The organism is Gordonia heveisoli (assembly GCF_030315745.1).
Taxonomy (GTDB): domain Bacteria; phylum Actinomycetota; class Actinomycetes; order Mycobacteriales; family Mycobacteriaceae; genus Gordonia.
On sequence record NZ_JASXSH010000009.1, the window covers coordinates 143074 to 165430 of the forward strand.

The 22357-nt window shown below is 68.4% G+C and carries 20 protein-coding genes and 1 riboswitch; of the genes, 9 read left to right on the forward strand and 11 right to left on the reverse strand.

Annotation, left to right across the window (positions count from 1 at the left end; genetic code table 11):
* Window positions 1-11: 11 nt before the first annotated feature.
* Complete coding sequence (locus QSJ18_RS10315) at window positions 12-836, reverse strand: CbtA family protein (protein WP_286326303.1); 825 nt, start codon at window positions 834-836, stop codon at window positions 12-14.
* A 28-nt stretch (window positions 837-864) separates the two neighbouring features.
* Window positions 865-1101: a CbtB domain-containing protein gene (locus QSJ18_RS10320; protein ID WP_286326305.1), complete on the reverse strand. Its 237-nt coding sequence runs from the start codon at window positions 1099-1101 to the stop codon at window positions 865-867.
* A 60-nt stretch (window positions 1102-1161) separates the two neighbouring features.
* A riboswitch (cobalamin riboswitch) is annotated at window positions 1162-1239 on the reverse strand.
* A 61-nt stretch (window positions 1240-1300) separates the two neighbouring features.
* On the opposite strand from QSJ18_RS10320, the gene QSJ18_RS10325 reads away from it, so the two are divergent.
* Together QSJ18_RS10325 and QSJ18_RS10330 are read left to right on the forward strand one after the other, a co-directional pair.
* Entirely contained in the window at window positions 1301-5920 is a 4620-nt protein-coding gene (locus QSJ18_RS10325; protein ID WP_286326306.1) for an ATP-dependent helicase, read from the forward strand.
* On the forward strand, window positions 5913-6707 hold the full coding sequence (locus tag QSJ18_RS10330; RefSeq protein WP_286326307.1) for a DNA-formamidopyrimidine glycosylase family protein: 795 nt from the start codon (window positions 5913-5915) through the stop codon (window positions 6705-6707). Before QSJ18_RS10325 ends, QSJ18_RS10330 begins: the two co-directional genes overlap by 8 nt.
* A gap of 30 nt (window positions 6708-6737) precedes the next feature.
* On the opposite strand, the gene QSJ18_RS10335 is transcribed toward QSJ18_RS10330, so the two are convergent.
* Complete coding sequence (locus QSJ18_RS10335) at window positions 6738-7172, reverse strand: pyridoxamine 5'-phosphate oxidase family protein (protein WP_286326308.1); 435 nt, start codon at window positions 7170-7172, stop codon at window positions 6738-6740.
* A 66-nt stretch (window positions 7173-7238) separates the two neighbouring features.
* Entirely contained in the window at window positions 7239-8987 is a 1749-nt protein-coding gene (glpD, locus tag QSJ18_RS10340; RefSeq protein ID WP_286326309.1) for a glycerol-3-phosphate dehydrogenase, read from the reverse strand.
* Between the two features lie 91 nt (window positions 8988-9078).
* On the opposite strand from glpD, the gene glpK reads away from it, so the two are divergent.
* A complete protein-coding gene (gene glpK / locus QSJ18_RS10345) occupies window positions 9079-10566 on the forward strand; it encodes a glycerol kinase GlpK (RefSeq protein WP_286326376.1) in 1488 nt (495 codons plus the stop codon).
* Window positions 10567-10580: 14 nt separating this feature from the next.
* On the opposite strand, the gene QSJ18_RS10350 is transcribed toward glpK, so the two are convergent.
* The 4 genes from QSJ18_RS10350 to QSJ18_RS10365 form a co-directional block, all read right to left on the reverse strand.
* On the reverse strand, window positions 10581-11963 hold the full coding sequence (locus QSJ18_RS10350) for an NAD(P)/FAD-dependent oxidoreductase (RefSeq protein ID WP_286326310.1): 1383 nt from the start codon (window positions 11961-11963) through the stop codon (window positions 10581-10583).
* 179 nt (window positions 11964-12142) lie between these two features.
* A complete protein-coding gene (locus tag QSJ18_RS10355) occupies window positions 12143-12574 on the reverse strand; it encodes a hypothetical protein (RefSeq protein WP_286326311.1) in 432 nt (143 codons plus the stop codon).
* Window positions 12561-13871, reverse strand: a complete 1311-nt coding sequence (locus tag QSJ18_RS10360) for a hypothetical protein (protein ID WP_286326312.1) — start codon at window positions 13869-13871, stop codon at window positions 12561-12563. Before QSJ18_RS10360 ends, QSJ18_RS10355 begins: the two co-directional genes overlap by 14 nt.
* 115 nt (window positions 13872-13986) lie before the next feature.
* Window positions 13987-15390: an NAD(P)H-quinone dehydrogenase gene (locus QSJ18_RS10365; RefSeq protein WP_286326313.1), complete on the reverse strand. Its 1404-nt coding sequence runs from the start codon at window positions 15388-15390 to the stop codon at window positions 13987-13989.
* A gap of 224 nt (window positions 15391-15614) precedes the next feature.
* On the opposite strand from QSJ18_RS10365, the gene QSJ18_RS10370 reads away from it, so the two are divergent.
* Window positions 15615-16097, forward strand: coding sequence for a gamma-glutamylcyclotransferase (locus QSJ18_RS10370; protein ID WP_286326314.1), 483 nt, complete (start codon window positions 15615-15617; stop codon window positions 16095-16097).
* Between the two features lie 9 nt (window positions 16098-16106).
* Here QSJ18_RS10370 and QSJ18_RS10375 read toward each other — a convergent pair whose 3' ends face one another.
* Both QSJ18_RS10375 and QSJ18_RS10380 read right to left on the reverse strand, forming a co-directional pair.
* A complete protein-coding gene (locus QSJ18_RS10375) occupies window positions 16107-17285 on the reverse strand; it encodes an amidohydrolase (protein ID WP_286326315.1) in 1179 nt (392 codons plus the stop codon).
* A gap of 20 nt (window positions 17286-17305) precedes the next feature.
* Window positions 17306-18001, reverse strand: coding sequence for an enoyl-CoA hydratase/isomerase family protein (locus QSJ18_RS10380; RefSeq protein WP_286326316.1), 696 nt, complete (start codon window positions 17999-18001; stop codon window positions 17306-17308).
* A 79-nt stretch (window positions 18002-18080) separates the two neighbouring features.
* On the opposite strand from QSJ18_RS10380, the gene QSJ18_RS10385 reads away from it, so the two are divergent.
* The 3 genes from QSJ18_RS10385 to QSJ18_RS10395 are packed head-to-tail and all read left to right on the forward strand — an operon-like array spanning window position 18081 to window position 20409.
* A complete protein-coding gene (locus QSJ18_RS10385) occupies window positions 18081-18884 on the forward strand; it encodes a purine-nucleoside phosphorylase (protein ID WP_286326317.1) in 804 nt (267 codons plus the stop codon).
* Entirely contained in the window at window positions 18884-19579 is a 696-nt protein-coding gene (locus tag QSJ18_RS10390; protein WP_286326318.1) for a hypothetical protein, read from the forward strand. Before QSJ18_RS10385 ends, QSJ18_RS10390 begins: the two co-directional genes overlap by 1 nt.
* Window positions 19580-19590: 11 nt before the next feature.
* The gene (locus QSJ18_RS10395; protein WP_286326377.1) at window positions 19591-20409 is read left to right on the forward strand and encodes an ABC transporter ATP-binding protein; all 819 of its coding nucleotides are present in this window, start codon (window positions 19591-19593) and stop codon (window positions 20407-20409) included.
* On the opposite strand, the gene upp is transcribed toward QSJ18_RS10395, so the two are convergent.
* Window positions 20391-21014 (reverse strand): uracil phosphoribosyltransferase, encoded by a 624-nt coding sequence (gene upp / locus QSJ18_RS10400; RefSeq protein ID WP_286326319.1) that lies wholly within the window; start codon window positions 21012-21014, stop codon window positions 20391-20393. The genes QSJ18_RS10395 and upp overlap by 19 nt on opposite strands.
* A gap of 80 nt (window positions 21015-21094) precedes the next feature.
* Between upp and QSJ18_RS10405 the strand changes: the two genes are divergently transcribed.
* Window positions 21095-21418 (forward strand): type VII secretion target, encoded by a 324-nt coding sequence (locus QSJ18_RS10405; protein WP_286326320.1) that lies wholly within the window; start codon window positions 21095-21097, stop codon window positions 21416-21418.
* Window positions 21415-22356: a C40 family peptidase gene (locus tag QSJ18_RS10410; RefSeq protein WP_286326321.1), complete on the forward strand. Its 942-nt coding sequence runs from the start codon at window positions 21415-21417 to the stop codon at window positions 22354-22356. Before QSJ18_RS10405 ends, QSJ18_RS10410 begins: the two co-directional genes overlap by 4 nt.
* Window position 22357 lies beyond the last annotated feature (1 nt).

Genomic DNA, 22357 nt, shown 5'->3' on the forward strand with positions numbered 1-22357 from the left:
TGCGACCCGAGTCAGGCGGCGGTGACGGCGGCGCGTGCTCCCGCCTGCGCGTCACGCCGGGCCAGGTAGCCGATCACGAGCGCGAATACCGCGGTCAGGACGGTCCAGGCGATGATCTGCGTCGCGATCGCGTACACCCGGAAGTCCCCGATCACGTCGCCCGGGAAGCCGGACAGGGTGATCACGCCATCCGGGCCGACCACCGGTCCGGGTACCTCGTCGAAGCTCGGTAGCAGTGCGATCGTGATGGCGACCGCGACGACGTACCCGGCTCCCGAGCAGACGCCCGCGACCAGACCGCCGATCCGTGGGCGCAGCCACAGCGCCGCCACCACGGCCACGATCGCGAAGATCACCGAGGCCAGCGTGATGGTCAGGAAGGCGCCGGAGCGCTCACCGATGGTGTCGTCGTCGCCGACCGCAGGCGGGTTGGCCGGATACGCGAGGAAAGGCACCGCGAACACCGCGATGAACCCGATCGCACCCAGCGCCGCCGCGACCGCACGCGGGTCGGTTGCGGGGTAGCGTCGGCCGAGATACGCCCACAGCAGGGTGAACGCCACCGCGAAGAACGCGCCCATACACGCGGTGAACACCAGGGTGCCCACCCCGGCACCCAGGTTCTCCTGCATGGCTCGGGTGAAGAGCTCGCCGCCCTCCCCGTGTGAATGGCCGCCACCAGCCGCTTCCAGATGTTCCTCGGCCGCCGATCGTGCTTCTTCGTAGTCGATGGCCTTGGCGACCACCGGCTCGGTGAACACGCGTGCGAACAGGAACGCAAAAACTCCGGCGATCAGACCCGCGAACAGACCTGCGCCGATGAACCGCTTCTCCATGTGCTGTTATCTCCCGAATTCGACCGCGTCAGTGGCAGGGGAAGCCGAGGAAGTGGCGTGCGTCGTGCACGAACTCGTGCACGTGGGTGTCCGAGCCGAAGATCGACACAGCGCCCTGGTCGTAGCCGAGGAAGTAGTAGGCCATCGCCGCGAACACCAGCGTCAAGGTCAGCCACAGCGCGGCCGAGGCAGCCGAGACGTCGGGCACCGCGAGGGCCCGGGGCTTGGCCACCGCCAGGGTTGCGGACTTGGTCGAAGCGGTCATCAGTTGTCCTTTCGCCGATCTCGCGTCGGCAGTTCTTGGTCGAGCCGGGCAGCCCAGCGCGGCATCCTGACTTCGCGACGATCGTTACCGATCAATGCTCACAGTGGCGCGACCGTTCCGGATTCACACCGGATTTCCCACACTGGCGTGTGTCGACTGTATACCGGGTGCTGTCATAGGTGTGAGGGATGATGGCAAGGTGGCGCGCAACGCATCGGTCCTGCAGCGATTCACCGCCCCGACGCGGCGGTGGTTCGAGGGCGCGTTCACCGCGCCGACGCCTGCTCAGGAGGGAGCCTGGGCGTCCATTGCCGACGGGCACAACACCCTGGTCATCGCACCCACCGGTTCCGGCAAGACGCTGTCGGCCTTCCTGTGGGCACTGGACCGGCTGGCCGCCGAGCCGGACCGCCCCCGCGGCACCCGGGTGCTCTACATCTCGCCGCTGAAGGCGCTGGCGGTCGACGTCGAACGCAATCTCCGCGCACCCCTGACCGGGATCACCCGCGCCGCGCAAGAACTCGGGCTGGCCGAGCCGGAGATCACCGTCGGGCTGCGCTCGGGTGACACGCCGGCCGCGCAGCGGCGCACCTTGGCCAAGAAGCCACCAGACATCCTGATCACCACACCGGAATCCCTGTTCCTCATCCTCACCTCGTCGGTCCGCGAGACGCTGACCGATGTCGAGGCGGTGATCGTCGACGAGGTCCACGCGGTCGCTGGTACCAAACGCGGCACTCACCTCGCACTGTCACTCGAACGCCTCGACGCGCTGCTGGACCGGCCGGCCCAGCGCATCGGGCTGTCCGCGACGGTTCGCCCGCCGGAGGCCGTCGGGGGGTTCCTCGCCGGGGCGCGCGACTATCGCATCGTCAAACCGCCGGCCGCCAAGACCTTCGATCTGCGTGTCGATGTGCCGGTGCCGGATATGGCCAATATCCCGCCGCCCGCCGACGACACCGATGAACTCGATGACGCCTTCTCCCCCACCGCAGGCTCGTTGTGGCCACATGTCGAGGCCTCCATCGTCGATGCGATCGAGGCGAACCGGGCGACGATCGTCTTCGCCAACTCGCGACGACTGGCCGAACGACTCACCGCCCGCCTCAACGAGATCCATGCCCAGCGCACCGGCACCAGCCTCGACGCGACCGCCAATCCGCAGGTACCCGGCGGCGCCCCGGCCCACATCATGGCCAGCGGGACCGCCCACGGCGCCCCGACGACCCTCGCACGCGCCCACCACGGCTCGGTCTCAAAGGAGCAGCGCGCCGACATCGAGGACGACCTCAAATCGGGGCGGCTGCGCTGTGTGGTGGCGACGAGTTCCCTCGAACTCGGGATCGACATGGGCGCCGTCGACCTGGTCATCCAGGTGGAGGCACCACCGTCGGTGGCGAGCGGATTGCAGCGGATCGGGCGGGCAGGCCACCAGGTCGGCGAGATCTCCCAGGGCGTGCTCTATCCCAAACATCGCACCGATCTCATCCACTGCACCGTCGCGGTCGAACGCATGCTGGGCGGGCAGATCGAGGAGATCCGCATTCCGCAGAATCCGCTCGACGTCCTGGCCCAGCACACCATCGCCGCCGCGGCCATGGATGATCTCGACGTCGAGGACTGGTACGAGGTCGTCCGCCGCGCCGCCGGCTACCGCGACCTCGGCCGCGACGTCTATCACGCGACCCTCGATCTGATCTCCGGCCGATTCCCCTCCGACGAATTCGCCGAACTGCGCCCCCGCGTGACCTGGGACCGGGACGCCGGGGTGCTCACCGGGCGTCGCGGGGCACAACGCCTCGCCGTCACCTCCGGCGGCACCATTCCCGACCGTGGCATGTTCGGGGTGTTCATGGTCGGTGAGAAGCCGACGCGCGTCGGCGAACTCGACGAGGAGATGGTCTACGAATCCCGCGTCGGCGACGTCTTCGCCCTGGGTGCGACGAGTTGGCGGGTCGAGGACATCACCCACGACCGGGTGCTGGTGACCCCCGCGTTCGGACAACCTGGCAGGCTGCCGTTCTGGATCGGCGACAACGTCGGCCGCCCGGCCGAACTCGGCGCCGCCATCGGGAGGTTCGTGGGTTCGGTGGCCGACGAGGCGGAACTGACCAACCGCGCCGACGCCCTCGGCCTCACCGCATACGCACGGGACAACCTCGCCGCGCTGATCGCCGAACAGCGAGAGGCGACCGGACATCTGCCGACCGACCGGACGCTCGTCGTCGAGCGATTCCGTGACGAACTGGGTGACTGGCGGGTGATCTTGCACTCGCCCTATGGATTACGGGTTCATGCGCCATGGGCCAGCGCGATCTCCGCCCGACTGCAGGAAACGCTGGGCTTGGCAGGCGCCACCACCGCCTCCGACGACGGCATCATCGTGCGCCTGCCCGACACCGACGACGAACCGCCGGGTGCCTCGATCTTCGTCGTCGATCCCGAGGAGATCGAACAGCTGGTGACCGACGCACTGGCCGATTCGTCGATGTTCGCCTCCCGCTTCCGCGAATGTGCGGCGCGGGCGCTGCTGCTCCCCCGGCGCGATCCCGGACGGCGGGCGCCGCTGTGGCAGCAACGCCAGCGGTCGGCCCAATTGTTGTCCGTGGCTTCACAGTTCCCCGACTTCCCGATTGTTCTCGAAGCGGTTCGGGAATGCCTCCAGGACGTCTACGACCTACCCGCCCTCACCGAGCTGCTGCGCGGTATCGCCGCCCGCCGGATCCGGATCATCGAAACCGAGACCCCCGCGCCGTCGCCCTTCGCCGCGGCACTGCTCTTCGGGTACGTCGGTGCCTTCCTCTACGCCGACGACGCGCCGCTTGCCGAACGCCGGGCAGCGGCACTCTCCCTGGACACCAGCCTGCTGGCCCAGTTGCTCGGCCGGGTCGACCTCCGCGAGTTACTCGACCCGGCGGTGATCGCCGCCGTCGTCGCCCGCCTACAACGTCTCGACCCCGATCGAGCCGCCCGCGACGCGCAGGATGTCGTCGATCTGCTTCGTTGGCTCGGCCCGTTGAGCACCGAGGACGTCGACGCCCGCTATCGCGGTGACGACGCTGCCGCGGTACTCGCCGATCTGCACCGGGACGGCGCGATCATCTCGGTGATTCATCAGGGACGTCCCTTGTGGGCGGCCGTCGAGGACACCGCCCGGCTCCGCGACGCTCTGGGGGTGCCCGCGCCGCTCGGCGTCCCGGCCGCATTCACCGAACCTGTGCCGAACCCGGTGACCGATCTCGTGCACCGGTATGCGCGGACCAACGGTCCGTTCACCGTCGCCGAGGCGGCGCACTCGCTCGGCATGGCCGTGGCGGTTGTCCGGGACACCCTGGTCCGACTGGCCGCCGACCGAAAGGTCGTCGAGGGCGACTTCCTTCCGGTAGGCGCCGTCGGCACCGAGGGCGGGCGGACACCGTCGACCCAGTGGTGTCACGCCGATGTCCTCGGCCAGATCCGTCGCGGGTCACTGGCCGCCGGTCGTGCCGACGCGGCCCCCGTCGACGCGGCCACCTTCACCCGGTTCCTGGCCGGCTGGCACCACCTCGCCGCCGACACGCGGCTCAGCGGAACCGACGGCGTCGCCACGGTGCTCGACCAACTCGCCGGGCATCCGTTACCCGCGTCGGCCTGGGAATCACTGATCCTGCCCGCGCGAGTCGCCGACTACACTCCGGCGATGCTGGACGAACTGCTGGCATCCGGCGAGATGGTGTGGTCGGGCCACGGCCGGATCGGCTCCGCGGACGGTTGGGTCGCCTTCCATCCGGCCGATCTGCTGGCGGTCAGCCTGCCGCCCGCCGACGATATCGACATGGCGGAGCCCCATCGGCACATCGTGAGCGCGCTGGCACCCGGCGGCGCACTGCGATTCGCGCAATTCACCGGCGACCCGGACTCCACCCTGATGGAACCGGCCCTGTGGGATCTGGTGTGGGCCGGGCAGGTCAGCAACGATTCCTTCGGTGCGGTGCGCGCGCTGATGGCCGCGGGGCGCACCGGTTCTCGCAGTTCGCCTGCCGCCCGTTCGACCCCGGCCCATCGCATCCGCGGTCGCGCTCCCCGGCTCCGACCGCAACGGCTGAGCACCCGCTACCTCGCCGAGCAGGCCGCCACCCGCACGGCCTCGGCACCGACCACCAGTGGTCGCTGGTACCGACTGGAAGCCGACACGATCGACCCGACAGTCGCCACCCAGGCGATCTGCGAACAACTCCTGGTGCGCTACGGGGTGGTGCTGCGCGGCAACGTAGCAGGTGAAGGGATACCCGGCGGGTTCGCCCGAATCTACAAGGCGCTGAGCGTCTTCGAGGACAACGGCCAGGTCCGGCGCGGCTATTACGTCGACGGGCTCGGCGGGGCACAGTTCGCGCGACCCACCACCGTCGACGAACTTCGCCGGCATGCACTCGACAACCGCAGCCGCGATAGGGCACCTACCGTCACCGTGCTCGCCGCAACGGACCCGGCCAACCCGTTCGGCGCGTCCCTGGAGTGGCCGACGGGCGGCAACCAGGAGTCCGGCCACCGACCCGGACGAAAGCCGGGGGCGGTCGTGGTCGTCGTCGACGGTCACGCGGTGATCTTCGTCGAACGTGGCGGCAAGACCGTCCTGACCTTCACCGCCGACCCAGCTCTGCTCCGTGACGCCGCAGGCGCGCTGGCCGACACGGTGCGGGCGGGCCGAATCCAGCGCCTCACCATCGATCAGGTCGACGGCACCGGGGTGCTCGGCACCGATGCCGGAAAGGCATTCGTGGAGGCCGGTTTCGCGACGACTCCCCGTGGGGTCCGGCTGCGGTACGGCCTGCATGCCTGAGGGAGACACGGTGTATCAGGCCGCGTCCCGGCTGCGTAGGGCGCTCGCCGGCGCGACGCTCGACCATTGCGATTTCCGGGTGCCGAAGCTCGCCACGATCGATCTGACCGGACGTCGGGTCGGGGCGGTCCGGTCGGTCGGCAAACATCTGTTCATCGACATCGACGCGGCCGACGACGGCGCACCGCCGAGCAGCATCCATTCACACCTGAAGATGGAGGGCACCTGGGATGTTCATCGCCTGGGCCAGCGCTGGCGGCGGCCGACATTCCAAGCCCGAATAATTCTGCGCGCCAATGGTTACGAGGCGGTCGGTGCAAATCTCGGCATCCTCGAACTCACCACCGATCCCGACCACTGCGTCGCCCACCTCGGACCAGATCTTCTGGCCGACGACTGGGATCGCGCCGAGGCGTTGCACCGGCTGGCCGCCGATCCCGATCGTCCGGTCGGACTGGCGCTGCTCGACCAACGCGTGATGGCCGGGGTGGGCAACGTCTATCGCAGCGAGATCTGTTTCCTGGCGCGGACGCCACCCACCCGACCCGTCGAACAAACAAACACCGAACAAATTGTCGACCTGGCGCGACGGCTACTGTGGGACAACCGAAATCGCCCTGCCCGCTCCACGACCGGTCAGGCCGCCCCGCATGCCCGCACCTGGGTATACGGCCGGGCCGGCCGACTGTGCCGCCGGTGCGCGACCGTCATCGAACAGGGGCGATTGTCGGACACAGCAACCGACGCCGACCGCGTCGTCTACTACTGCCCACGGTGCCAGCGCTGACGGTCGCGGATGATGATCGGCCGGGCCGCCCTACCGCGCCCAGTCGATTCCGTAGCGCGCGGGTTCGTCACCGAAGATGAACTCACGTCCGCTGATCTCGGAGACGTCGATCTGGACGTAGATGAACTTGTGGGTGGGAATCCATGGACGCAAAGGCAATTCGTCGGCGGCTTCAATCTCGCGATGCGAGGTGAGCACATGCGCAGTGCCTTTGGCGATCACACTCCAGCCACCCTCGGCGTCGTGACCGTCGGCCTCGAAAGCCACATGCTCGTTGGCGGCAATCTCATAGAGTTTGGTGCCCTCGGCGCTCCGGAACAGGATACGCGACGGGTCGGCGTGGAAATTGACCGGAAAGATATCCGGCCGCCCACCGAAACTTGTTGCGATACGCCCGAGTTCGGCACCCGCGAGACGTTGCCAGGACTCTTCCGAACTCAGCACCTTAACCGGATTGTCGACCATGACGTACTCCCTTCCACCTCCCAGTGTCCCCCATCGCCGCTGGTGAGGCCAGTGTCTTTGGTCCTCTCACCCGTCGCCGGGGACCGGTACCGGTTCGAGGATCTGTGGCCTGGCCTCGGGTGCCGCGGCTCGCAGCGCGTCGGCCGAATCGTCGTCGGGCTGGCGTTGCGAGGCGATCTCGGCCTCCACCCGCGCCCGGTAGGTGGCCACTTCGAAGTCGGCCTCCGCGGCACTCCAGCCGAGAATGGGCGCCATCAGATCGGCGACCTCCTGTGCACAGTCGACGCCGCGGTGCGAGTATTCGATAGCGATCCGGGTGCGCCGGGCCAGGACATCCTCGAGATGCAGGGCCGCTTCGTCCTTGGCCGCGTAGACGACTTCGACACGCAGGTACTGCGGCGCCGCTGCGAGCGGTTGTAGCAGGGATTCGTCCTCGTCGGCGTAGTAGAGAACGTCGTCGATGAGCGACCCGTACCGGTTGAGCAGCCGCCGGATCCGGTAGGGGTGCAACCCGAATCGCTGACCGAGGTGTTCACACTGGTTGATCAAGGCGAAATATCCGTCGGCGCCGATCAGCGGTACTCGTTCGGTGATCGAGGGTGCCACCCGGGTGGGGATGAAGTCGTCGCAGGCGTCGACCGCGTCGGCGGCCATCACTCGGTAGGTGGTGTATTTGCCGCCCGCGATGGACACCAGCCCAGGCGCGACCGTGGCGACCGCATGCTCGCGTGACAACGATGACGTCTGATCGTCCTCACCGGCCAGCAGGGGCCGCAAGCCCGCATAGACGCCTTCGATGTCGTCATGGGTGAGCTGGGTGACCAGGACCTCGTTGACACGCTCGAGGATGTAGTCGATGTCGGCGCGGGTCGCGGCCGGATGCGCGAGATCCAGATTCCAGTCGGTATCGGTGGTTCCGATGATCCAGTGCGTCTCCCACGGGATCACGAAGAGGACGGAATTCGCGGTCCGCAGGATGATCGCGGTCTCGCTGACGATGCGGTCGCGTGGCACCACGATGTGCACACCCTTGGAGGCCCGGACACGGAAGTGCCCACGCTGCTTGGACAGTGCCTGCACCTCGTCGGTCCACACCCCGGCCGCATTGATGACGCAATGCGCGCGCACCTGCGTCTCATCGCCGTTCTCGCTGTCGCGGACCCGCACGCCGAGGACCCGATCCGACTCCCGGAGAAAGCCGACGACCTGCGTCGACGTCCGGATCACCGCACCGTAGTTGGCCGCGGTGCGGGCGACCATCAGGCTGTGCCGCGCGTCGTCGACGACGGTGTCGTAATACCGGATCCCACCGATCAACGAGTCCCGCTTGAGTGCCGGCGCCACCCGTAACGCCCCCGACCGGGTGACGTGCCGTTGCCCGGGAACCGATTTCGCTCCGCCCATGCGGTCGTAGAGGAAGAGTCCGGCGCCGATATAGGGCCGCTCCCAGACGCGCTGGGTCAGCGGATACAGGAAGGGCAGCGGTTTGACCAGGTGCGGCGCCAGGAAGCGCAGCGACAGCTCACGTTCGCGCAGTGCCTCGCGGACCAGCCCGAACTCCAGCTGCTCCAGATAGCGGAGGCCGCCGTGGAACATCTTCGACGATCGGCTCGAGGTGCCCGAGGCGATGTCGCGCGCCTCGACCAGCGCGACCCGCAGACCGCGGGTCGCCGCATCCAGCGCCGCACCCACTCCGACGACACCACCGCCGATCACCACGATGTCGAACTGTTCCGAACCGAGGCGCCGCCAGGCTTCCTGGCGGTACAGCGGTCCCATATCTGCAGGTCGATCGGGGTTGAACTCGGTGTTCATGTCTACCGAGGGTAATTGATCCGCGCCGGATCGCACGGCTGACGCGTCCACGCATGCGAGGATGGGCCGCGTGGGCAGCGCGAAACAGTATGTGGCGGCGATCGACCAGGGCACCACCTCCACCCGGGCGATGGTCTTCGACCATGACGGTCGAGTGGTGAGCTGCGAGCAACTCGAACACCGGCAGATCTTCCCGCAGGCGGGCTGGGTCGAACACGACGCCGCCGAGATCTGGCGCAACACGCGGCGCGTCGCCGCCGCCGCGCTGGCGGCCGTGGACCTGAAGTCGGAGAACATCGCGGCCTGCGGTGTCACCAATCAGCGCGAGACCACCGTCATCTGGGATCGCACAACCGGGCAGCCCATCCACAACGCGATCGTCTGGCAGGACACCCGTACCGCCGAACTGTGCACCGAACTCGCGGGCGACGCCGGCGCCGACCGTTACCGGAGGCGCACCGGTCTTCCGCTGTCCACGTACTTCGCGGGGCCGAAGGCACGGTGGATCCTCGACCACGTCGACGGTGCCCGTGCGCGCGCCGAGGCAGGCGAATTGTGTTTCGGCACCATGGATTCCTGGATCGCCTGGAATATGACGGGCGGTATCGACGGCGGCCTGCACCTCACCGACGTCACGAACGCCTCCCGGACCATGCTGATGGATCTCCGCACCCTCGACTGGGATCCCGAGATCTGTGCCGCCATCGGCATCCCGATGGCGATGCTGCCGCAGATCCGCAGTTCTGCCGAGGTCTACGGGCCACTGCGCGAACACGGTCCGCTGCCCGGTGTCGCACTGTCGGGCATTCTCGGCGATCAGCAGGCCGCCACCTTCGGGCAGGCCTGCCTGTCACCCGGCGAGGCCAAGAACACCTATGGCACCGGCAACTTCCTGCTGCTCAACACCGGCACCGAACCGGTGTTCAGCGACCACGGCCTGCTCACCACCGTCTGCTACCGGATCGGCGAGCAGCCGGCCCGCTACGCCCTCGAAGGATCGATCGCGGTCACCGGGTCACTCGTCCAGTGGTTGCGCGACAATCTCGGTCTCATCGATTCCGCCGCGGACATCGAACCGCTCGCGGCCTCGGTCGACGACAACGGCGGCGCATATTTCGTGCCCGCCTTCTCCGGACTCTTCGCCCCGCGCTGGCGTGCCGATGCGCGTGGTGTCGTCGTCGGCCTGACCCGCTTCGTGAACAAAGGACACCTGGCGCGGGCCGCCTTGGAGGCCAGCGCCTTTCAGACGCGCGAGGTCATCGAGGCCATGCAGGCGGACTCGGGAGTGCCGTTGTCGACCCTCAAGGTCGACGGCGGGATGGTGGTCAACGAACTGCTCATGCAATTCCAGGCCGACATCCTCGACGTGCCCGTCGTACGTCCGGTGGTCAACGAGACCACCGCACTCGGTGCCGCCTACGCCGCCGGACTGGCGGTCGGCTATTGGGAGAGCGAGGACGAGATCCGCGCGAACTGGGCGGAGGACAAACGGTGGACACCGGCGATGCCCGAAACCGATCGCGACCGGCTCTACGCCGGATGGAATCGCGCGGTCGAGCACAGCTTCGGCCTGGCCTGAGTTCGGTCCCCTGCCTAGGCGGCCTCGTCGTCGCGTTCGAGGACCTCCAGCCGATCGATCGCGTTGCGGGCGAAGACCTGCTGTTCGGTCACCGCCAGCTGAGTGCGGTTACGACTGGTGAACGCGAACGTCCAGTCGATGAGGGTGGTCAGCCGGTTGCGGAACCCGACCAGGTAGATCAGGTGCAGGAACAGCCAACCGATCCAGGCGAAGAAGCCGGCCAGCTCGACACTGCGTGAGGTGCCCGGAATCGGGATCTTGGCGACCGCGCTGTAGCGGGCGATGGTGGCCATCGACCCCTTGTCCCAGTACTGGAACGGCTCGCGCCCGGCGTCGTCGCCCTTGAGACGCGACTTGATCACCCCCGCAGCATATTTCGCACCCTGAATGGCGCCCTGCGCCATACCGGGCACACCGTCGACGGCCATCATGTCGCCGACGACGAACACCTCCGGATGACCGGGAATCGACAGATCCGGTTCGACGCGGACCCGCCCGGCGCGGTCGAGCTCGACATCACTCTGGTCGGCGAGCTGGCGGCCGAGCGGATTGCCCGCGACGCCTGCCGACCAGATCTTGCACTGGCTCTCGATCCGTCGCACGGTGCCGTCGGCATCCTTGACGGCCAGACCGTCATAGTCCATGTCGACCACCATCGCGCCGAGCTGGACCTCCACCCCGATCTTCTCCAGGCGTTGTGCGGCAGCCGCACTGAGCTTTCCGCCGTAGGGCGGCAGCACCGCGGTGGCAGCATCGACCAGCACGACCCGGGCGTCGGCCGAATCGATGTTGCGAAAGGTCCCGGCCAGCGTCTTGCGCGCCATCTCAGCGATCTGTCCGGCCATCTCCACGCCGGTCGCCCCAGCCCCGATCACCACGAAGGTCATCAACCGTGCACGTTCGGCCGGGTCGTCGGACAACTCGGCCTGTTCGAAGGCTCCGAGAATGCGACCGCGCAGTTCCAGCGCATCGTCGATCGTCTTGAGGCCGGGTGCGAACTCGGCAAAATGGTCGTTGCCGAAGTAGGACTGGTCGGCTCCGGCGGCGACGATCAGATTGTCGTAGGCGATCACGGTGTCCCGACCGAGCAGCTGTGAGGTGACCGTTCGGGCGGTGATGTCTATCGAATCAACTTCACCCAGAACAACATTCACATTGTTCTGCTTGCGCAGGATAACCCGCAGGGGCGGCGCGATCTGCCCTTCCGACACCAGTCCGGTCGCGACCTGATAGAGCATCGGCTGGAACAGATGGTGGGTGGTACGGGCGATCACGGTGACGTCGACGTCGGCCTTGGCGAACTGCCGGGCAGCCGTGAGGCCGCCGAATCCCGAGCCGATGATAACGATGTGCGGGCGCGGACCCCCCGCGTGACGATCAGTTGATGTGCGACCCATGACGTCCCTCCTGGCGATCTCGGTCGAGATCTGCGGTGGGACACCCAGGCGGACGATGTCTCGTTCTTTGCTCCACGCCGGTTGTCTCCGGCCACGCCAGTCGCTGACATCCAGAGTACCCAAGGCCGACTCCACCACGAAACCGAATATGCCCCACGCCACACCAGACGGCTCGATCCTCAGGCCACGAAGTCGGCGACGACCGCGACCACGCCCGCCGTTCCCCCCAGCGCGGCGGACGCCTCGTAGGCGGCGTCGCGCAACAGCGCCCGCGGAGCCTGTCCGAGCGATCCGGCCGACAGTTGCAGGCAATCCAGTGCCCGCGCGCGACGGAAGTTGTCCCGCTGCGCGTCGCGGTCGGCGCGACGCTGGCTGACGAAAGCCTCGAGGTCGAGGGCTGCCATCGCCGTACGTAGCTGCGCCAGTGCAGATTCCGAGGCCGCCCCCCGTTCGCGGAACTGGGTCAGCACCTCCATGGCCTCCGGCGAGTCGAGCCCGCAGGCGTCGACGACGGATGCGGCAAGTCGGGCCAGCACCGCCGGTATGTCGGTGTCGGCGACCGCGTCGACGAGTTGCGCCACCCCGCCGGGCAGTCGGTCAATGCGGTGCACGGTTTCCGTCCCGCGCCGGCCGCTGTGCGTCGACGCCCCGCCCGGCACCATCGGCTGATCCAGTCTCGGTGACCGGGCCGCCGCCAACCGATCCCCCGCGGACCGAATCATCGGACGCCGGACTCGCCTGCGGTGACCAGTCACCGAGCACCGGAGGACCGACCAGCGGCAGGCTGCCGACGATCTCCCGACCGTGCTCGGCAGTGTGCATGTAGTGCGCCGGTACATGTTTCCGGTCGCGGGACTGCTGGCGCGCGCCGCCCGGCGGCACCGTACCCGGGCCGACGGGTCGCTGGCCCGCACCCGTCGCCGCCCCCGGTGTCGACGGCGTCGGTGGCGCCACGCCGGTCAGCATCGGCGGGGTCAGTGGCCTCGGCCCGGCCGGGACACCACCCGGATCTGTCGACGCTTCCGATCCCGGACGCGGTCCGGCGCCGCCACGCCCCTCCAGGGCGGCCGCGCGCGTCCCGACGTCGGCCGTACCCAGTCCTGCGCGGCGCAACCCCGACGGCCCGTCACCGGACGCCGTCCGCCGGTCACCGCCGCTACCCGACGGGGCACCGGCCCCCGACGACGGACCGGATCCGGACGTGGCCGCCGCGGCGTTCGTCGGCTGCACGGTACTGGGAGTGCCGGCCGGCGACGGACCCGACGGTCCGAGATCACCGGCGCCGGCCGAACCACCGGCCTGGCGACGGGTGCCGTCAGCGTCGCGATCACCACCAGCCCCCGACGTTCCGCTACCGGCATCGTCGGTCGCCACCAGCTCATCCGGCGTGAGGACGGCGTCGGGCAGCGAGTCGGCGGCGTCGTTCATCGGCCGACTGTAGGTGCCCAGCATCATCGACTGCACCTGCGAACGCACGAGCGGAACATCCTCGGGATGTGTGCGGACATGCTGCTGCAGCCGTCGCATCTCTGGTTCGAAAGCCCTTGTCGCCGCAATCGTTCCGCGGCCGGAGTCCATTGCGGCAGCAGCGGCGTCCGCGCCGGCCAGCCCCGTCGACATCGCGGTGCTCAACCTATGTGCGGCGGCGACCCCGGCGTCGGGGGCGCCGCCGGTCATCAGGTCGGAGCCGAATTCACCGTTGAGCCGGCCCATGGCGCGGCGGACACGCGCGATCGCCGTCCGAATGGCGGCGATATCGCCGGCAACGTTCCCGTCCTGCATCGAACCGAGGATGCCGAGGATCTCGGCGAGCGACAGCGCCGACCAGTCCGTGGTCGAGGCCGATGGCGACGGACACCGCCCCGCTGAACCGTACAGATCGCCGACACCTGCGCCCGGGTTCGTCATCGCCCTCCCCATCCGGCGCGGACCGATCCCCTGTGTCGACGCCTGGTGGGTGACCTTACCCCGCGCACGCCTCGCGGACGCCGTTCACGCAGAGTTGTCCACAGGTACGGGGCAACTAGTCGAGGTCGTCGTGGCGGACCAACTGACGAGCCGCCTCGGTCACCGATCCCGACAGCGACGGATACACCGACAGCGTCTGCGCCAGATCACCGACCGTCAGCTTGTTCTGCACCGCGATCGCGATCGGCAGAATCAGCTCGGAGGCCGTCGGCGCGACCACCACACCACCGATGACCACGCCGGTCGCCGGACGGCAGAAGATCTTGACGAAGCCACGCCGCAGCCCGCTCATCTTCGCCCGCGGGTTGGTCGACAACGGCAGCATCACGGTTCGCGCCGGGTATTCCCCGGAGTCGATCGACTTCTGCGAGACGCCGACCGTCGCGATCTCCGGTCGGGTGAAGATCGCCGATGCGACGGTTTTCAGCTTGATCGGGCTGACCCCCTCGCCGAGGGCGTGGTACATCGCGATCCGTCCCTGCATCGCGGCGACGGAGGCGAGCGGGAAGAGACCGGTGCAGTCGCCTGCCGCGTAGACGCCCGGTACCGAGGTCCGCGACACCCGATCCACGTTGATGTAGCCACCCCGGTCGGTCTCCACACCGGCGGTCTCCAGACCGAGGGTGTCGGTGTTGGGCACCGACCCGACGGTCATCAGGACGTGCGAACCGGTCACGGTCGAACCGTCGGCCAGGAAGGCGACCACCGAGTCCCCCTGACGCTCGACCTTGTCGGCGCGGGCGTGTTTGATCAACGTCACGCCGCGTTCGGCGAGGGCCTCCTCCAGGACCAGCGCCGCATCCTCGTCCTCATGCGGCAACACCCGGTCCCGGCTGGACACCAGGGTGACCTTGACGCCGAGTTCGGTATAGGCGTGCACGAATTCGGCGCCGGTGACGCCGGAGCCGATGACGATCAGATGTTCGGGCAGCTCCTCGAGATCGTAGAGCTGGCGCCAGTTCAGGATGCGTTCGCCGTCGGGCCGGGCGTCGGGCAGCACACGGGGTGAGGCGCCGCTGGCCAGCAGCACCACGTCGCCCTCGTAGCGTTCGGTGGTGCCGTCGGCGAGGGTCGCGACGACCCCGTGGGTGGACACACCCAGCTGGCGAGGTTCGAGTGCCGCGCGGCCCGATACCAGCCGCACCCCCTCGCTGACCAGCCTCGAGCGAATGTCGGCGGACTGGGCGAAGGCCAGGTCGCGAACGCGCTGATGGATCTGCGGCAACGTCACGAGAGCGTCATCGGTCCTCAGGTTGATACCGAGGTCGACGGCTCGACGCACCTCGGTGCGAATACCGGTGGACGCGATGAAGGTCTTCGACGGGACGCAATCCCAGAGCACGCAGGCACCACCGATGCCGTCACAGTCGATCAGGGTGATCTCGGCTCCGTACGCTGCTGCCGCCAGCGCCGCCTCGTAGCCCGCGGGCCCTCCGCCGATGATGACGATCCTGGTCACGATCACTCCTCTGTTTTCGCCTGTCCCCGTCGTATGCCCGGGTACCAGGGTAGGCCCGCAGGTGACGATCGTCGGCACGGGCCGGTGGAGTGTGCAACACATCATCATGTCCGTCCGCACTGTTACGCGCGGCGTAATACGATCGTCAGAGTCCGGTCACGGTGGTCGGGCGAGTGTGCCCACCCGGCCACCACAGGTTGAGAAAGTGCAGGTCACAGGCGCCAATGCCGATATACGCTGCCTACGGTTCGAATATGCATCCAGACCAGATGGCCGAGCGCGCACCGCACTCACCGATGTCGGGAACCGGATGGTTGCACGGCTGGCGGTTGACCTTCGGCGGCGGGGACATCGGCTGGGAGGGCTCGCTGGCGACCGTCGTACCCGACGGCGACGACGAGCAATCGCGGGTATTCGTCGTGCTCTACGACGTGCCCGATGAGGACGAGGACACCCTCGACCGCTGGGAGGGATCCGAACTCGGCATCCATCGCAAGATCCGCGCGCGTGTGCAGACCGCCGACGGCCCGGTACTGGCGTGGCTCTATGTCCTCGACGCCTTCGAAGGCGGGTTGCCCTCGGCTCGCTACCTGGGTGTGATGGCCGATGCCGCCGAGATCGCCGGCGCGCCCGCCGACTACGTGCAGGACCTGCGGCTGCGTGAGGCCCGCAACGTCGGCCCCGGGCCGGGCCCGATCGAACCCTGAGTCGACCCGCTACGGGTTCACGTGATGCGGGTTCACCTGATGCGGGTCGAGGATCAGCCCGGCGAAGGTGCGGACCCCGACCGTGAGCGCACGTTCATCGATGTCGAAGTTCGGTGAGTGCAGGTCGACCTGCGGCCCGATACCGTCCCACACGCCCAGCCGACCCATCGCGCCCGGCACATGCTCGAGGTACCAGGAGAAATCCTCTCCGCCCGGCGACTGCGGGGTATCGGCGATCGCCTCCGGGCCGATGGCCGACACCGACCGGATCAGCATCTCGATGCTGGCCTCGTCGTTGACGACCGGCGGAACACCGCGGAAGTAGGACAGGTCGTAGCGCACGCCGACCGGCGCGACCAATTCGCCGATGATGCTGCGCACCAACGGTTCCATCGACGCCCACATGCTGTGGTCACCGGTACGCACCGTCCCACGCAGCCGCCCTTCCTGCGGAATCGCGTTCGGGGCACTACCTGCGTGCGCGGCACCCCACACCATCACCGTGCCCGACCGCGGATCAACCCGGCGGGACAGTATTCCGGGCAGCCCGGTGATGACCGTGCCCATCGCGTAGATGAGATCGGCGGTGAGATGCGGTCGCGATGTGTGTCCGCCTGCCGAATGCAACTGCAGGTCGATGTGATCTGCGGCCGAGGTCAGCGGTCCCGACCGCAGACCAACCGTGCCTACCGGCAGCCGCGGGTCACAGTGCAGCGCGAAGATGCGCCCGAGTCCGGTGGTGACACCGGCGTCGATCGCGTCGAGTGCGCCGCCGGGCATTACCTCTTCGGCGGCCTGGAAGATCAGCCGGACACCGACGGGGAGTTCGGGCACCGAGGCCAGCAACTCGCCGACGGCGATCAGGATCGCGGTGTGCGCGTCGTGCCCGCAGGAATGCGAGGCGCCCTCGACCGTGGAGGTGAAGGCGAGTCCGGTGTGCTCGACGATGGGCAGGGCGTCCATGTCGGCACGCAATCCGATCCGGGGACCGTCGGTGGGTCCGAGATCGCAGACGACGCCGGTACCCAACGGCAGCCGACGCGGCTGCAAACCCGCCGCGGCGAGACGACTCATCACCAGTTCGGTGGTACGCACTTCCTGCCGGGAGAGTTCAGGATAGGCGTGAATCTCTCGCCGCAAGGCGACCAGGTCGTTGGTGTGGGCGGCCAGCCAATCGTCGATAATCATGTCTCACCTGCGATTTCGACTCAGAGCAAGGTCGCCGGCGTCAGCACGGCCAGATCGTCGAGCAGCGGTTGCCGCAGACCGCGTTTGATCACGCCGAGGTTCGCCCCGGCCAGACCGGCACGTCCGGTCGCGATCTCGGTGGCGCGGGGCAGCAATTCCTCTGCCGACACCGCCTCCTGCACGATCCCTGCGGCGAGGGCGTCGGCAGCACCGTACCGTCGGCTGGTCAGCATCGCCTCGGTCGCGATCGCGTCGGTGAGCCTGGTCCGGACGAGGGCTGCCATCCCCCGGGTGAACGGCATGTTCAACGCGGCCTCTGGCAGGGACCAGAAGCCGCGCTCGGTCCGCATCACCGCGTAGTCGGCGCACAAGGCCAGCATCGCACCCGCACCGAAGGCGTGTCCGTTGATCGCGACGATCGTCGGCACCGGCAGCGTCAGTACCTTGGCGTACAGCGCATGCACCCGATCCAGATATCCGGGGAGGCCGGCGGGGTTGGCAAAGATGAAGTCGGTGTCGAGGCCGTTGGTGAAGAATTTGCCGGTCGCGGTGATGATCAGCGGCTTACCGGCGACCGCGGACTCATCCAGCAGGCCGTCGACGACATCGAGCATCGCCACCTGGAATCGGTTCTCCGGATTCGTCTCGTCCAGTTCGACGCCCTGCGTGCCGAGATAGAGCTCGGTCACGTCACCGTTCGCATTCAGAAATGGCATGCTGCGACCTTATCGCCTCGGAGACCCGCCGACGCCGGACGGGCAGCGTCCGGCCGTACTCCTCACCTAGGGTTGTGCCATGGATCCCACCGCCGATGCCGACGCCGCCGCCATCGCCGCAGCCGCCACCATCGCCGCCGAGACCGATTCCGCCGCCCATGATGTCGCGGTCGTACTGGGATCGGGCTGGGCACCGGCCGCGGCCGCCTTCGGCACTCCCATCGCCTCGATACCGATGGCCGCCCTGCCCGGCTTCACCCCACCGAAGGCGGCCGGGCACGGTGGCGTCGTCCATTCGGTACGGATCGGTGACCGCCGTGTACTCATCCTGCTCGGACGCATCCACGCCTACGAGGGCCACCACCTCGCGCGGGTCGTCCATCCCGTGCGGACGGCCGCGGCCGCGGGTGCCCGCACCGTGGTGCTGACGAATGCGGCCGGTGGCCTGCGCGCCGACATGTCCGTCGGACAGCCGGTTCTGATCGCCGACCACCTGAACCTCACGGCTCGTTCGCCGCTGGTCGGCGCGCAATTCGTCGACCTTGTGGACGCCTACTCGCCTCGGCTGCGGGACATCGCGCGCGGCGTCGATCCCGACCTCGCCGACGGCGTGTACGCGGGCCTGCCCGGCCCGCACTACGAGACGCCTGCCGAAATCCGGATGCTGCGCACGCTGGGAGCGGATCTGGTTGGCATGTCGACGGTGCACGAGACGATCGCCGCGCGCGCCGCAGGACTCCAGGTGCTGGGAATGTCGCTGGTCACCAACCTGGCTGCCGGGATGACCGGCGAGCCGCTGAGCCACGCCGAGGTCCTCGAAGTCGGGCAGAATTCGGCGGCCCGCATGGGACAGCTGCTCGCGCAGATCATCGAGGAGATCTGATGTCGTACCCGCCTGTGGGGGGCGGTTTTCCACCGAACGGTCCGCATCCGAATCCGCCACCGGCGCCGCGGTCACCATGGTCGTCGCCACCGGTCCTGGTGGCCATGGTGGCCGGCATCCTGGTGGTGATCGCCGGTGTCCTGGCCGCGATTGTGCTCATCCCCGAACAGGATTCGGACTCCGATTCCGCCGCCGCCCCCTCCGCCACCTCGACATCGTCGCCGTCCCCGAGCGCACCCGCACCCTCCGGTTCCAGTGCGGGCGGTTCCGGCCCCACCGATACCACGCCTTCTGGCGTAACGCCTTCTGGGACAACACCTTCTGGGACAACCCCGTCCGACACGACCCGGCCGTCGCCGCCGACCCCGGACGTGCCGGGCACCGACGTCGGTGGCTTCATCAGCGGCCCACGATGCAACGTGACCGAGGATCCACTGATCATGGTCGCCGACACGGGGACCTCCCAGATGATCGTCTGCCAGGTCGGCACCCAGGCCGGGCGCTGGTACTACAAGGCGGTATCCGGACCCGGCCCGATCGAACTCGACTACCCGACCCGCGCAGGCAACACCTTCATCGCGCGCAACGGTGACGGCACCACCTACACGGTGTCGCCGACCGCCCTGATCATCACCGATGCGTCGGGCGGCCTGGTATCCAGCCAGCCGATGCGCGCCTTCTGGGCGGCTCCGTGACCCGGCCACCGATCGGTTCCGTACTCCATGCCGCCCACATCGACGTCGTGCGGTCCGGGCGTCTGCTCCTCGACGACGTCAGCCTGACCGTCCACCCCGGCGAGCACTGGGCACTCCTGGGTCCCAACGGTGCGGGAAAGTCGACGCTGATGGCCATGCTCGGTGCCCGAGAACATCCGACGCGGGGCACCGTCGACGTGCTCGGCCGTCGGCTCGGCCGCGTGGACATGCGCGAACTCCGAACCCATATCGGCCATGTCGATCCGCGCTGGCGCATCGACCGGCCGCTGAGCGCACACCAGGTCGTGCTGACCGGCCTGACCAACACCCCCGAACTCGACCAGCGCCACGACTACCGGCCCGACGAACACGCCCGCGCCGACGACCTACTCGCCCTGCTGGGGATGACCGATCGACGGGATTCGCTGTGGCCGTTCATGAGTCAAGGCGAGCGCGGGCGCACCCTGATCGCCCGCGCACTCATGCCCGAGCCGGCATTGCTGCTGCTCGACGAGCCCGCGACCGGACTCGATCTCGCTGCTCGCGAACGACTCCTCGCCGGCATCGACCAGTTGCGCCGTGACGTCGCCGATCTTGCCACCGTCCTGGTGACCCATCACCTCGAAGATCTGCCTGCGAGCACCACCCACGCTCTGCTGCTGCGCGAAGGCACGACGGTGGCTTCCGGTCCGGTCGGGGATGCGCTGACATCGGCGACGATCAGCACCTGTTTCGATCATCGGGTGATCGTCACCCGACGGGCCGGCCGCTGGACCGCGGTCGCCGGCGACGACCCCGTGGTGTCAGCCGATCAGCGCGGGCCGAACTGACGGTCCCCCGCATCGCCGAGCCCCGGCACGATGTAGGAATGCTCGTTGAGTCCGTCATCGACCGCGGCCACCACGAGCCGAACGGGATGACCGGAGTTCTCCAGTGCGGCAACACCCTGCGGTGCGGCGACGACGCAGACCACGGTGATATCCGTCGCACCGCGCGCCACCAGCAGTTCCACCGTGTGCAACATCGAGCCACCCGTGGCCAACATCGGATCCAGGACGAAGACCGGGATTTCGGACAGATCGGCGGGCAGCGATTCCAGGTAGGGCACCGGCTGCGCGGTGGCCTCGTCGCGCGCCACGCCGACGAACCCGACCAGTGACTCCGGGACCATCGCGTGGGCCTGCTCGACCATTCCGAGTCCCGCCCGCAGGACGGGCACCAGCAGTGGAGGTTTGGCCAGTTGCGCACCGGTCACCTCGGTCAGGGGGGTGCGAATCGCGACGTCGGCGGTCGGCGCACCGGCCAGCGCCTCGTAGACCAGCATCTGGGTGAGGTCCGACAGCGCCGCGCGGAATCCGGCGTTGCCGGTGGTCTCGTCACGCATGGTGGTCAGTCGGGCGGCGGCCAGGGGATGTTCGACGACGAGGCATTCCATGCCGTTCAGCCTAAGGCGCCCGCCGGGGCAGCGCTGCATCGCGACGGAACCGGAACGCGGTCCCCTGCGTCAACTTCTGCATGAGCCAGTTGACCGTCGATTCCCCCAGCCTCCGGCGTTTCGCCGCATCCACTCGATCCGACGCCGACGATGTCGGAGATGACGCCGCCCGGCAACGGACCGCAGTCGGCGATCTCGCAGTGACCTTCGGCCTCATCGGCCTGGAATTCCTCTCCGCGGTCGCGCATCTGATCGAGGTGCACACCCAGTCCCTCGAATCCGTCCGCCACCGGCAGTCGCAGACCGCGGCGAGAACCGTGGCCGCCGACACCGACTACCGCGACGGCGACTGCGACTGTGCCGCACGGCTACACAGCGAGGGCGCCGGCCGGAGCGTCCGATGATCGCCGTGGCCGCGCTCATCGAACCGCTGCGCATCCTGCTCACGACACTGGGCACCGGAGTTCTCCCGCCCGGCAATGCCGCCGAGCAGATCGGCCATACCAGTTCTCGGCTGGAACAGATCCGCAACGGGTCCCGCGCCGCACTCGGGAATCTGGATGGCGACTGGCGCGGTCACGGCGCGGATGGTACGGCCGCCGCGGTGGCGGCCACCGATCGGGAGATGTCGAGGATCGGCGCGGGCGGAACCGAATTCGCGCGGATCGTCGACGATGCGAGCCGCAAGGTCAAGGTCGCCGCCACCCAGCTGAGCGCCCTGGTCGATTCGTTCGAGAAGGCCGCCATCGCCCTCGGCCCGATGCTGTGGCAGCCCGCCGGACTTGCGGTGATCCTGCCGGTCGCCCTCGATCATGTCGGTCGCGGCGCGCAGATCGTGGCACGCACCCAGCACGATCTGACGGCCGATACCGCGCGGGTGGCCCAACTCGCCCGGCATATCGCACCGGCCGCCGTGACCGTCGGCGAGCAGCACCCGGACCCTGCCGATGGACGTATCCCGATCAGGCTTCCCGACGGTTCGCTCGCGTACGCACCGGACGAACGGGCCGCCACCGCCGTGCGCGCAGCCCTGTCACAGCGAGGGGTGCCCTATCTGTGGGGCGGGACGACCCCCAACGGCTTCGACTGCAGCGGCCTCACCAAGTGGGCCTATCACCAAGCCGGCGTGGAACTTCCACGCCTCGCCCAGGATCAGGACACCGCCGGTGTCCGCGTCTCCCGGGAGCAACTGCTACCCGGCGACCTCGCGGTCTGGTCAGGCCACGTCGCGATGTATATCGGGAATGGTCAGATGGTGGAGGCCGGAGATCCGGTGCAGGTGTCCCCGGTGCGCACCACCAACCGCAGCGACGTCTTCGAGGGCTTCTACCGCCCACGGTGAA